The sequence below is a fragment of the Moraxella canis genome, from assembly GCF_034424565.1.
GTDB lineage: Bacteria > Pseudomonadota > Gammaproteobacteria > Pseudomonadales > Moraxellaceae > Moraxella > Moraxella canis.
In genome coordinates, this window is the sequence record NZ_CP139961.1 from 2,088,430 (window position 1) to 2,101,508 (window position 13,079).

Consider the following 13,079-nt stretch of genomic DNA (forward strand, 5'->3'; position numbering starts at 1 on the left):
AAACTTAAGCACTGTGCCAATAAAATCAAAAATTATATATAAAACTTATGAAGTTATCAGTTTAAATGATAAATTACAACCAACCTGCCTTTCTAAATTTAGAGTATAAAAATAAACATACCATGATCACCGCACCAACCACCACGAAATAGGCGTATTTGATGTGCAGCTCAGGCATGTAGTCAAAGTTCATGCCATAGATGCCAGCTACCGCCGTCGGCACAGCTGCTATACCAGCCCATGCCGCAAGCTTACGCACGACATCGTTTTGCCCCATCGTGACCATCGCCATATACGTATCCATCGCCACAGACAGCATTTCGTTCAGACCATTGACCGCATCAATAGAGCGCAAAAGGTGGTCGTTAACGTCGCGGAAATATGGCTTAGCGGCGACAGGGAAGGCAGAGATCAGCTCATTTTTTTTATGATTAATGAAAAAGTTACACACATCTTGAACAGGTAAAATCACCGCTCGCATATGCACCAACTGAGATTTCAGCTCATACAAGCTTTTTAAGGTAGATTTACTAAATTCGTGCGAAAAAATATTACGCTCTTGCTCGCGCAGATAATTACCCAATCGGTCGGTGATTGGCAAATAGTTATCGACAATAAAGTCCAAAATTGCATGCAGTACAAAAATCGGACCTAAGCGTAGCTTTTCGGGGCGGCGATGACAGTGCTCTCGGACAGGTGTGTAGGAGTTGGACGCTCCTCGGCGCACACTGATGATGAAATTTTTGCCCATAAAAATGGCGGTGGTGCCATAGCGAATTTGATTGTCCTCAAGCTTGGCAGTTCGCACGACGACGAAGATGGTATCGTTGCCATAGCTTTCGACTTTGGGGCGCTGATGATCGGCAAACGCATCCTCCAAGGCAAGCTCATGCAAATCAAAAGCATCTTGAACTTCTTGCACCGTCTCAAGGCTTGGGTCATACAAGCCAAGCCAAATAAACTGATTATTATTGGTAAGTGTGCGGCTGACATCCTCGATCGCCAAAGCCTCAATCGGCGCACCCGTTTTACGAGAATAAGAATAACAAATGACCGTTTCGTTATCACCTGATTGTTCTATATCCTCCAAACGATCCGCATCAGGATCATAGACGGTCATCGTCTCGATGGTGTCCTCATCCGTAGCATCGGCATCGCCATAGATGTAACTGTCATGCGTATCGTGGAATGTTTCTGCACTTTCGGGAGTATGCTCAGAGTCAGTGGTGACTTTGATCATGTCTGATTCATCAAACAGCTCATCTTGCTGAATGACAGGATCAGGAATGGTGATGGGTTCGGTTGAGTTATTAAGGTCGTTTGGATTTGGGGTGTGATCGGTTTGTGTATTATGCTGTGTCATAAAATCCCCAAAAAAAATCGCAAATTTCGTGATGATCAGTTTGCCAAAACCCTAAAAATATAGAGCAGATTTTTATATTCAGTTGATTATTATAGCAATAATGTAGCAATTTTTCATCAGTTAAATCATGGCTTTTGATGACTTCATGGATAATTTAGCCACTGATGAAAATTTTTTTCAAATTAACCTTGCAAGCCTGCTAAGGTATGGTACACTAGTCAAGAAAAAATTCTCACTGTGATCACAAATGGGTCAATGACAGTCCATTTGTCGTTGTGGTGCTTATTATAGCCCAATTTATTTTTTCATGACACAGTATTTTTGGTCAAACGCTTGTTTGACTGTTTTTATTTGCTGACAGGGGTTTTTTGTGCCAAAGCATAGCACTACCAATTCTAACGCCGAACACCAAATGGATGCAAAACACATTCAGCAAAATTGGCTCCTACCTGATGGCGTGGCTGATGTCCTATTTACCGATGCTCAAAAACAAGAAAGCTTGCGTGATGCCTTACTATTTGTGCTTACAGCGCACGGTTATCGCTTAGTGTCGCCACCTTTGATTGAGTACACCGAAAGCCTACTTAACAATGCCGATGAAGATTTAAAACGCCAAACTTTCAAATTTATCGATCAGCTTAATGGACGCTTGATGGGCTTGCGTGCCGATATTACGCCGCAAATTTTACGCATCGACAGCAAATACGGCAAAGGCATTAGCCGTTACTGTTATGTTGGGCAGGTTGTCAAAACCCTACCGACTGGTCTGTTTGGACTGCGTACGCCGCTTCAGTTGGGTGCTGAGATTTTTGGGGTGGATGACATCCGCGCCGAGCTTGAGCTGATTGACCTGCTGGCAGCACTGGTGGATGAGATCGGACTGGATCGAGAGATGTTGCATGTGGATATTGGACATGTGGCTATTTTTGATCGCTTATGCCAGTTGCATGACGTTTCAAGCAAAGACGCTGACGAGCTGATTGGTATTTATCATAAAAAAGCCATGCCAGAGCTTGCCAAATGGTGCCAAAATATCGGACAAAGTCTAAGCAGCCCAAGTGATGCAACCGATTTTTTGGTGTTGGCTAAACATACGCTAAGCAGTGATCGTACGCCAAATGCCGAGGCTTTATTGAGTAAACTGTCTGATAAAGCTCGCCAAGATGATGACATCATCCAAGCGGCAAATGAGCTTGCGACTTTAGCGGCGCATATTAGAGCGGTCGGCATGAGCGTGAGCATTGATGTGACTGAATTGTCAGGCTATCATTATCACACTGGCGTGGTCTTTGATGTGTATCTGAGCAATAGAACCACGCAGACTCAGGCTTTGGTGCGCGGCGGACGCTTTGATGGGATCTCAACTCAAGGCGTGGCACGTGGCGCGACTGGCTTTAGCATGGATATTAATCGCTTGCTTGAATTTGTAGAGCTTGAAGAAGACACCGTGATTTGGGTGGATTATCATGATCTACAAAATGCCGATGCAGACACGAAAGCCGATTTGGCGGCACAAATTAAAACTTTGCAATCTGAAGGCTGTATTGTGATTAAGCCTTTGACTGTAGATGACAAGCCTGATCAGATTGATGGTATCCTGCATTGGGATACTGATCAAGATAAGCCTGTTTGGGCGGTGCGCTTAGTTGGTGATGAGTGCTGACTGTCGCTGATTTGATTGTTGATTGATTTATTGAGTAACTTTTAAGGATACATTATGGGTAAGAATGTCGTAGTGCTGGGCAGTCAGTGGGGCGATGAAGGTAAAGGCAAGATTGTGGATTTGCTCACCGAAAAAGCTACCGCCGTCGCTCGCTTTCAAGGCGGTCATAATGCAGGTCATACGCTAGTCGTCGGCGGCGAAAAAACTGTCTTGCACTTGATTCCATCAGGCATTTTGCGCGAAGGCGTGACTTGTTTTATTGGTAATGGTGTTGTGCTTGCCCCTGATGCACTGCTCAAAGAGATGAACGGCTTGATCGAAAAGGGCGTACCTGTGCGTGAGCGGTTGCGCATCTCGCCTGCTTGTCCATTGATCATGCCTTATCATGTTGCCTTGGATCAAGCGCGCGAAATCAAGCGTGGTAATGGTAAAATCGGCACCACAGGACGCGGCATTGGTCCTGCTTATGAAGATAAGGTTTCTCGTCGCGCGCTGAAAGTCGCCGATCTGTTCCGAGCGGATCTGCCTGAAAAGCTAGAAAATTTGCTTGAATATCATAACTTTGCACTGACTGAATATTATAAAGTCGATGCCATCGACTTTGACGCCACACTTAAGCTATGTCAAGAATGGGCAGCCGAGCTCAAAGATTTGGTGGTGGATGTGACCGACGCGCTAGAGACTCGCCGCCAAAATGGCGAAAATCTGATGTTTGAGGGTGCTCAAGGGACGCTACTTGATATTGATCATGGGACATATCCGTTTGTCACCAGCTCAAACACGACAGCTGGCGGCGTATCAACTGGGACAGGTCTAGGTCCTTTGTATTTGGATTATGTACTGGGTATTACTAAGGCATACACCACGCGTGTTGGCTCAGGTCCATTCCCAACAGAGCTGTTTGATGATGTGGGCGCCCATTTGGCAAAAGTAGGTCATGAATTTGGCGCAACGACTGGACGTGCTCGTCGCTGTGGTTGGTTTGATGCGGTAAGCTTACGCCGTGCAGTTGTGCTAAACTCAATGAGTGGAATTTGCTTGACCAAGCTTGATGTGCTTGATGGCTTGGATGAGATTAATATCTGTACGAGCTATGAAGTGCCAGAAGGTGAATGTGCAGGCGCTTATGATGCTGAATATTATGAAAAAGTCACCCCAAAATATGAAACCTTGCCAGGTTGGAGCGAGTCAACGATTGGTGTGACCAATTTTGATGCATTGCCTGCCAATGCCCAAGCATATATTAAGCGCATCGAAGAGCTTGTCGGCTGCCCTGTGGACATTATCTCAACAGGTCCAGATCGAGATGAGACCATCGTGTTGCGCGATCCTTATGACGCTTAATTGATTGTTTGGTTAATCCAATTAAATCCCCCAGTTGCATGATTGCTTCTGGGGGATTTTAATTATTTTAATGACCGTCAATATTCATCATAGTTATTCATGATTTGGGAATCCATTGGCTTTCAAGGTCGGTGAGCTTGCATCTTGAGGTTTCTTAGTATTCATTGGTGAATTCATGCATTAAATCACAGGAATTATCGTATAGTCTGATAAATAATCCATAAAATCCAACTTTTATTTAGGGTCATTTTTTGATGAAATGATAGAACAAACCGCACATCAGCAAGGAGAGTTTTCATGTCCCTGACCAAAGGCGTGCATCATGTGGCGTATCGCTGCAAGGATGCCAAACAGACGGTTGAATGGTATCAAAAGCACTTACACATGGACTTTGTGCTTGCCATCGCCGAGGATAAAGTACCATCTACGGGCGAACCTGACCCTTATATGCATATTTTTTTGGATGCAGGGGGTGGTAATATTTTGGCATTTTTTGAGTTACCGACCAAACCTGAGATGGGGCGTGATGAAAATACGCCGATTTGGACTCAGCATTTGGCGCTCAAAGTTGATAGCGAAGAGACGTTAAACGCCACCAAACACAGGCTGATTGATGAAGGCTTGGAGGTTTTGGGACCTGTGAATCATACGCTGTTTAAGAGTATTTATTTTTTTGATCCTAATGGACATCGTATTGAGCTTGCCTGTGATATCTCAACCGATCGGATGAACCGCGCGCTTGATCAGGTCAAATGGCAGATGCTCAATGAATGGGCGCAAACCAAAAAAGCCCCCAAACACGCGCAGTGGGTTCATGATGGCACAGAGCCACCCGATGTGTGAGAGATGTGTTTTTTAAAATATAAAAATAATCAGGAGTTTTTATGAAATTAGCCACTCTAAAACAAGGCGGACTAGATGGCACCTTGGTTGTCGTCAGTCGTGATCTGAGCCGCTATGTCACCGCAAGCGAGATCGCACCCACCTTGCAAGCTGCCCTCGATGATTGGGAAAACACAGCGCCTAAGCTTCAAGATATCTATCAAAAGCTCAATGAGAGCACTGACGGCTTACCATTTGACAGCACAAAATGCCACTCGCCACTGCCTCGAGCGTATCAATGGGCGGATGGTTCAGCGTACATCAATCATGTGGAATTGGTGCGTAAAGCCCGAAATTCAGAGGTGCCTAAGTCATTTTATGACGATCCTTTGATGTATCAAGGTGGCTCGGATGGCTTCATCGCTCCAAATGATGATATCATCGCAAGCGAAGCGTGGGGCATTGATATGGAGGCTGAAGTGGCGGTCATTACAGGCAAAGTAAAAATGGGCAGCAACCCAAAACAAGCCGCCGAACAAATCCGACTAGTAATGCTGGTCAATGATGTGTCTTTAAGAAATCTTATCCCAGATGAGCTTGCCAAAGGCTTTGGGTTTTTTCAGTCTAAACCTGCCTCGGCGTTTAGTCCTGTCGCGGTGACGCCAGATGAGCTGGACGATTGGCGGGACAATAAATTAAACCTGCCACTGGTTGTGCATCTAAATGATGCGCTCTTTGGTCGTCCTAATGCTGGCACAGACATGACTTTTGATTTTGGTCAGCTTATCGCTCATGCTGCCAAGACGCGCCATCTGGCGGCAGGGACGATCATTGGCTCAGGGACGGTGTCTAACAAACAAGACAGTCTGTGGGGCTCAAGTGTCGAGCATGGCGGCGTCGGTTACTGCTGCTTGGCGGAGCTTCGTATGTACCAAAAGATTGAAGGTAAAGAACAAACGCCATTTATGAAACACGGTGATGTGGTGCGTATTGAGATGTTTGACAAAGACGGCAACACGATCTTTGGTAAGATTGAGAATGTGGTTAGAGGGATTTAGTTTCACTTTATATCAAACATTCTTAATATCACACAATTTAAGTCAGCTAAGTTAGCCCACCCTTGATCATCAAGTTCAATCGGTGGGCTGTTGTTCATGCGCTTGGCGTGGCTTCGCCAAAAATTTGCTTAAGTGCAACTTTATAAAATTCAAAAGCTTCTAGCGCCCCTTCAATGGCGGCATCTTGATCTTCTGTGCTTAGGTTGAGCGCATTTAAAGATTCACGGAATGCTTTCCAGTGCTTGCCGCGTCCATCGGGATGAGCATCCAAATGATGTGCGCCAAAATTCTCATCAAAGCCAAGTTTTTCTTTGGCGTCTTTGAACAAAAACGCCGCGCCGATATTCGAGCCTTCAGCACAATAAAGCCAACCAATGGCTTTGGCGTCGGTGGGCTTTGGTAGCGTGCCGTCAAAGTGATAAGCCGACTGCTTAAGATCGCTTAAATCTGTCAGCACCGCTTCGTGGCGCGCCATAGACGCTAAGTTTGGGATGGCTTGGTTTAGCGCAGGGTTTTTGTAGATATCATCAACGATATGATGAAACACTGATTGTAAATTTAAAAATTTGATATAGTTTTCAACGCTGTCAAAGGGCTTGACCGACATGACCATCTGATCGACGATGTCGTGTGTTTTGCGAGTTTCTTCTTTGAGGCGTTCAGCAAAATTTGAAGTTGTCATAAAATCTTTCCAATGAGTGATAAGAGATTGGCTAATTTGTATAATTTAACCGCTCAGCTGATAAGGTAGATGAGCGAAATTGATTTTTATAAACAATAAAAATAATACCAATGATAATTATTATCATTAATAGCGTATAATAGCCAAATTAAAGTGTGATTGCAATAGGTAATTTTACAAATTTAACTCAAATTTACTGCGTAAATAAGCCGTAAGCGCAAATCCCGCAACAATGATGACGGATATATGGATTATGAAATTGTAAGGGTGCGGTCGTATGATCAATACTGATAAGGGCGGTTTAGCCCAAATCCTTGACAGCCCATTTTTGCTTGTCTTTGAACATACACTCATCAAAAACGACACACGATCCGCATTTTGGGGCACGTGCCATGCAAGTATAGCGACCGTGTAAGATCAAATAATGGTGCGCATCAACCAAAAATTCTGAAGGAATGCGCTTCATCAAGGCTTTTTCGACAGCGAGAACGGTTTTGCCTGTGGCGAGACCTGTGCGATTGCCCACACGAAAAATATGCGTATCTACCGCCATGACAGGCTCACCAAAAGCGGTATTGAGGACCACATTGGCGGTCTTTCTGCCGACGCCTGCCAAGGCTTCAAGCTCTGCGCGGGTGCGAGGGACTTGACCTTCGTGCTTATCGATGAGATCTTGACAAGTTTTGATGACATTAGCAGCTTTTGAATTATACAGCCCAATCGAGCTGATGTAGCTTTTTAGACCATCTAAACCTAAATCTAAAATGGCTTGAGGCGTGTTGGCAACTTTAAAGAGTTTGTCTGTGGCGATATTCACGCTTTTATCGGTCGCCTGTGCTGATAGCATGACTGCAATGAGTAGCTCAAATTCAGAAGAATAATTGAGCTCAGTTACTGGCTCATTGATGTGCTGCGAGAGTTTTTGAAAAAAAGCCAAGCGCTTTTCAGCATTCATCGGGCGAGAAGGTGGCGTATCGGCTGTTTTGGTGATCGCCAGTTTGGTCTTGGGGCGTACGGCTTTGGGTTTGGTTGTCATGGTTCTAAGGTTTAGATTTATTTTAACTATTAATTTAATAAACTGAGTAAAATTGGTCGCTAAAAGATGAGCGTTTAAAACATGATTTGTTTTGAACGACTAATTTTGAAACCTTTTTTAAGACGATTCACACAATACATACCCGTTTGCTGACTGGTGCAAGTCCACCCTTGACCACGAATGCTATTACCATAGCCTAAGGTGGTGATATAGCCGTCATAACCACCATCGGCAGCACATGTTCTGTAGGCGTATGGGGCATAAGCTTCGATGATATAAGCGCAGCCGTCGTTACCTGTTTTGGTTTGGTGAATAAAACAGGCGACCATATCGTCGTGCGCTTCGCAGTAGATGTTGCCTGATGGGCTCTCAAAGGCGGTTGATTGTGCAAAAGCACTGATTGGCAATAGTGCCGCTAAAATCAATGGGCTTAATAATCTCATGAGTAGTTTAACCTATGATCAATTGCTGAAGTTTTGGGAGTGATAGGCAGCCTTACTTTTTGTCTGATTTATCGTCTTTGTCATCATGAGCCCAACTTTCAAGGCGCTTGATGATCTTGCCAAATAAAGTATTACGCTTATATTCACCATGCTTGTTTTTGTCATCGATGGGCATGCCTGATAAAAGGGCGAGCGCATCGGTGATGTGATCGATGGCATAAATATGAAACTGACCATCTATAACCGCTTGTACGATGTCATCACGCAGCATCAGCTGGTCAATGTTAGCGCGCGGCAATATCACGCCTTGGCTGCCATCTAGACCTTTATCGCGGCAAGCATCAAAAAATCCAGCGATTTTGGCATTGACGCCGCCGACCGCTTGAGCTTGACCAAGTTGATTCATGGAGCCTGTGATGGCAAGATTTTGGGCGATGGGTACTTTGGCTAAGGCAGACAGTAGGGCGCAAGCTTCGGCTAGGGTGGCGCTATCACCATCTATTTGACCATAGCTTTGTTCAAAAGCCAATGACGCACTAAAATTAAGCTCATGGAATTCACTGAACAATGATCGTAAAAAGCTTGACATGATCAGCATACCTTTGGCGTGCAAGCTGCCGCCAAGCTCGACATCGCGCTCAATATCCAAAATCTCGCCATGACCGAAATTGGGCTGAATCAAGGCGGTCAGGCGCGCAGGCAGTCCAAATTCGCTGTCGGCATAGCTGATGACGGTGAGCGCGTTGATTTGTCCAACCGCCCAGCCTTTGGTGCAGATGATTTGTTGACCGTTTAAAATTTCTTGCCAATACAGGTCTTTTAGATAGCTTGTGCGTTCGGTGATGTCATCAAGCGCGGTTTGCACATGTTTGGCGGTGACGGTTTTATCATTTTGAAGGGCAGCGATGCGCGCAGATTCCACGATCAAGCCTGCCAATCGGTCAGCGTGCAAATCCAGCTTATTTTTGTCGTCGCTAAGCTCTGATAATTTATCAATAATCACCGCAAACGCTGTATTATCAAAGGCTGGCAGTTGATATGCTTTAATCATATCTATCATCTTTAGCACCATGCCGTGCTCGCTTAGGTCGTCGCGCTTGATGTCGTCATGAAAATCAGCACGAACTTTAAATACCGAATTAAATTCAGGTTCAAACTCCAAAAGTTCATAATACAAATCAGCTTCGCCCAACAAAATCACCTTAACATCCAGCGCCACGCTGTCAGGCTCAAGCGATAAGCTGCCTGTCAAGGTGAGCATCTGCTCTAGGCTTGAGATTTTGATTTGTTTGGACTGCAGTGCTCGTTTTAACCCCTGCCATGCATAAGGATGTTCAAGCAGGCTTTGGGCTTCAAGCAAAAGATAGCCGCCATTGGCTTTATGCAGAGCGCCAGCTCGGATCATGCTCACATCAGTCAAGACGGTGCCAAGCTCTGTGGTGTACTCAATATGCCCAAGTAAATTAAGATGCGTTGGCAAATCTTCAAACACAATTGGTGCACCAGCTGAAGGCTTATGACTGACCAAGACATTGACCGCATATCGACTAGGCACATCAGATAACGCTGCCGCCACAAAATTTTCATCATCTTCATTGATGATCCGCGCGACATTCTTGACCATATCATCTAGCATGGCATTTAGATGGCGCACGGCTTTTGGCTGATGATTAAAGCTTGCCAAAATGGGCTTAAACATCGGCTCAAGCACTTTTTGGGCGGTGCTTTGGTGCAGCTCTTCTAGCTGATCATGCGTGCTATCTTCAAGCTCACCAAGCTCAAGCTGTGCTTCTGAAAGCTGTTTTTGAAGTTTGCTGAGTGCTTGGGTGTCGATCGGTTTTTGGTCATCAATCGCCATAAAATGCACGCGCCCATCAGCAGCTGTCTTTAGCATCAGATTATGATTTTTGGCGTCATCATTGATACTGTTAAAGCGTTCATGTTGTAGTGTCACGGTGGCGGATTTGATGACTTCGATGTGGCTTTGGTGGGTATCACCAAGCAATTTGGCGGCAAGTTTTTTCTTGGCGTCCTGCCAAAGCTTATGCACTTTTTGCTGAAATACGCTTGCCATCCCTGCAGGAAAATCAATCGCGATCGGACGGCGCGCATCTGCGAAGTGATGGACATACACCCAGTCATTGGGCGTGGGCATCTGTTTGGCACGCTCAGTCAAAAGGCGCGTAACCAAGGTGCGTTTGCCCAGTCCATTTTCACCCACCGCGAACACATGATAGCCATTGGCGCGGATATCAAGCGCTGTGTTTAACGCCTTGATCGCACGGCTTTGACCAAATGCCAAATCAGGCTTAGGCAGGCGCGCGCGGCTAGATTTGGGCAGCTTTTTGGGATCGGTATAACGCTTTAAATCGCAGGCTTGTAATCGGTGGGTGTTTTTTAAAATGTGATATGCGTTGTCTTTCATAAAATCGAAATCAGCTCAGCCTGCCTATCCTTTGTGCAAAACGGTAAAATGTGATGAAATGCTCAAAAAACGCAGTGGGTTGGTTAAAAAGGGTATTTTAGCAGATTAAAGCATGATAAAATAGGCTTTGCTGTGCGCAAACTTTTATTTTATGCTGCCTAGTTTGGCAGTCTTGTGTTGTTTGTTGATGTGTTAAATTTATTAAGAACGATGATATGACCCCCAAATTTTCTAAAATCTCCCACAAATCTCAAAGCTTTGCAGCCGCCATTGAGGCAGCCGCCCAATCGCTTGGATTGACTATCACTGACGAGCAGATTGTGCAGATTTTACGGTATTTAGATGGTCTTTTATTGTGGGGTAAAGCGTACAATCTCACCGCCATCACAGATCCTGATGAGGCTTTGGTTAAGCATATTTTTGACTGTATGGCGATCGTCCCAAAACTGCCTTTTAAGACGCAGTCAAACCAATCGTTGCTTGATATTGGTACAGGCGCAGGTCTGCCGTCGGTGATCTTAGCGATTTTAAAGCCTGATTGGCACATTGATGCCCTTGACAGCAATCAAAAGAAAATCCGCTTTATACGCCAAATCACCAGTGAAATTGGCTTAAAAAATATCACACCAATTGCTTCTAGAATTGAGCACCATCATGCCCAAAAGGCGAATGCGTACGATGTGATTACTTCACGCGCATTTGCGTCACTGGCTGATTTTGTCAGCCTTGCCGAGCCGTGCTTGGCTGAGTCGGGTGTCTTATACGCGATGAAAGGCAAAGTCCCGACCGCTGAAGAGATGGCAGATTTGCAGGCTTGGCATATAGACATTGAGCCCATCTTAGTGCCCAAATTAAATGACGACAGGTGCGTGGTTTATCTCACAAAACAGTAATTTTTAATCATTTTTATGATATATTTTTGAAGGTTTTATTATGGAAGTTATTGCAATTGCCAATCAAAAAGGGGGTGTTGGCAAGACCACAACCACAGTCAATTTGGCGGCGGCGTTGGCGATGATTGCCAAAAAAAAGGTGCTACTGATAGATTTGGATTCCCAGGGGAATGCCACCACCAGTGTTGGCTTGGATAAAAATACCTTAGAATACACGATGGCGGATGTGCTGCTTGATGGCGTGTCTCTACAAGATGCCATCTTATCTACAGATATCGGCTTGGATGTCATCGGTGCCAACCGTGATTTGGCTGGGATTGATGTGTCATTGGCTGGTGTTCCTGATGCGCCTTTTTTGCTCAAGCAAGCGATGGCAGATGCCAAGGCGGCAGGCAAGCTTGAGTATGATTATATCGTGATGGACTGCGCCCCAAGTCTTAGCATGATTACGGTCAATGCCTTTGCGGCGACTGATGGCGTCATCATCCCGATGCAGTGCGAGTATTATGCGCTTGAAGGTGTGGCGGACTTGATCGCGACGATTGATAAGCTTAAATCCATCAACGATGCTTTACACATTCGCGGCGTGGTACGCACTTTGTTTGATTATCGCAACACTTTGGCGCAAGATGTTTCTAATGAGCTTGAGCGTCATTTTGGTGATTTGGTTTATCAAACCAGTATTCCAAGAAATGTGCGTTTGGCAGAAGCGCCGAGTTTTGGGCAATCGATTTTTACTTATGAAAAATCGTCCAAGGGCGCGATCGCTTATCATAAACTCATGAATGAAGTGGTTGCACAGACCAAAGCCAAATAAAACGGATACATAGCCATGGCAAGAAAACGCGGACTTGGGGTCAAATACGGGTTGGATGCGCTCTTAAGCGGGACAAAAGTCGGTCGCCAAGTCGTCGATGTGATTGATGATGCCAAACTGGTGATGGCGGATGAAGACAGCTCTGCCGATCAGTCGCAGGCGGCATCAGTTACCGCTGAGCCTGATACCGCTTATGATGCTGATGTCTCAAAAGTATCTGAGTCAGCCAATCATGATGCTCATGAAATTGCCTTACAAGATGATAGCGCCGACCAGCTAGATAGCTATCATCACCGCGCGGATGATAAGCTTGGGCAGACTGATGAGTCTGTGTTGCTAGAGGCTTCTAGGCATACTGATCCAATACCACAAGATACCGACGAGCCCACTGGCAGCGATGATAAGGCGGTGGCAAGTGGTTTGGATAACCTGCCTGAATATCAACAAACACAGATCGCTTTGTTTTGGCAGTTTGGTTTGGCTGAGCCGCGATAATCTGATTTGGCGGATGCGCCAAAGATGAATTTTAACTG

Annotated in this window: 12 protein-coding genes; 7 read left to right on the forward strand and 5 right to left on the reverse strand. The window is 45.3% G+C overall.

What is annotated here, in order from left to right; all coding sequences use genetic code 11:
- Window positions 1-73 precede the first annotated feature (73 nt).
- The gene (locus U0021_RS09440) at window positions 74-1,363 is read right to left on the reverse strand and encodes a magnesium and cobalt transport protein CorA (protein WP_114800040.1); all 1,290 of its coding nucleotides are present in this window, start codon (window positions 1,361-1,363) and stop codon (window positions 74-76) included.
- Between the two features lie 370 nt (window positions 1,364-1,733).
- Between U0021_RS09440 and U0021_RS09445 the strand changes: the two genes are divergently transcribed.
- From U0021_RS09445 to U0021_RS09460, 4 genes are all read left to right on the forward strand, one after another.
- On the forward strand, window positions 1,734-3,026 hold the full coding sequence (locus U0021_RS09445; protein ID WP_114800041.1) for an ATP phosphoribosyltransferase regulatory subunit: 1,293 nt from the start codon (window positions 1,734-1,736) through the stop codon (window positions 3,024-3,026).
- Window positions 3,027-3,080: 54 nt separating this feature from the next.
- Complete coding sequence (locus tag U0021_RS09450) at window positions 3,081-4,370, forward strand: adenylosuccinate synthase (protein ID WP_049237709.1); 1,290 nt, start codon at window positions 3,081-3,083, stop codon at window positions 4,368-4,370.
- Between the two features lie 297 nt (window positions 4,371-4,667).
- Window positions 4,668-5,213 (forward strand): VOC family protein, encoded by a 546-nt coding sequence (locus tag U0021_RS09455; protein ID WP_078256180.1) that lies wholly within the window; start codon window positions 4,668-4,670, stop codon window positions 5,211-5,213.
- 41 nt (window positions 5,214-5,254) lie between these two features.
- Window positions 5,255-6,250, forward strand: coding sequence for a fumarylacetoacetate hydrolase family protein (locus tag U0021_RS09460; protein ID WP_114800042.1), 996 nt, complete (start codon window positions 5,255-5,257; stop codon window positions 6,248-6,250).
- Between the two features lie 94 nt (window positions 6,251-6,344).
- Here U0021_RS09460 and U0021_RS09465 read toward each other — a convergent pair whose 3' ends face one another.
- From U0021_RS09465 to U0021_RS09480, 4 genes are all read right to left on the reverse strand, one after another.
- On the reverse strand, window positions 6,345-6,932 hold the full coding sequence (locus U0021_RS09465) for a biliverdin-producing heme oxygenase (protein ID WP_114800043.1): 588 nt from the start codon (window positions 6,930-6,932) through the stop codon (window positions 6,345-6,347).
- A gap of 301 nt (window positions 6,933-7,233) precedes the next feature.
- On the reverse strand, window positions 7,234-7,887 hold the full coding sequence (gene nth / locus U0021_RS09470; protein WP_114800061.1) for an endonuclease III: 654 nt from the start codon (window positions 7,885-7,887) through the stop codon (window positions 7,234-7,236).
- Window positions 7,888-8,042: 155 nt separating this feature from the next.
- Window positions 8,043-8,411: a DUF6636 domain-containing protein gene (locus tag U0021_RS09475; RefSeq protein WP_114800044.1), complete on the reverse strand. Its 369-nt coding sequence runs from the start codon at window positions 8,409-8,411 to the stop codon at window positions 8,043-8,045.
- A 52-nt stretch (window positions 8,412-8,463) separates the two neighbouring features.
- Window positions 8,464-10,836: an ATP-binding protein gene (locus U0021_RS09480; RefSeq protein ID WP_114800045.1), complete on the reverse strand. Its 2,373-nt coding sequence runs from the start codon at window positions 10,834-10,836 to the stop codon at window positions 8,464-8,466.
- A 215-nt stretch (window positions 10,837-11,051) separates the two neighbouring features.
- On the opposite strand from U0021_RS09480, the gene rsmG reads away from it, so the two are divergent.
- From rsmG to U0021_RS09495, 3 genes are read left to right on the forward strand one after another with little or no spacing between them, the layout of a single operon-like run.
- A complete protein-coding gene (gene rsmG / locus U0021_RS09485; protein ID WP_064619653.1) occupies window positions 11,052-11,729 on the forward strand; it encodes a 16S rRNA (guanine(527)-N(7))-methyltransferase RsmG in 678 nt (225 codons plus the stop codon).
- A 40-nt stretch (window positions 11,730-11,769) separates the two neighbouring features.
- Window positions 11,770-12,546, forward strand: coding sequence for a ParA family protein (locus U0021_RS09490; RefSeq protein WP_049235894.1), 777 nt, complete (start codon window positions 11,770-11,772; stop codon window positions 12,544-12,546).
- Window positions 12,547-12,561: 15 nt separating this feature from the next.
- The gene (locus U0021_RS09495; RefSeq protein WP_227538674.1) at window positions 12,562-13,041 is read left to right on the forward strand and encodes a hypothetical protein; all 480 of its coding nucleotides are present in this window, start codon (window positions 12,562-12,564) and stop codon (window positions 13,039-13,041) included.
- Window positions 13,042-13,079 lie beyond the last annotated feature (38 nt).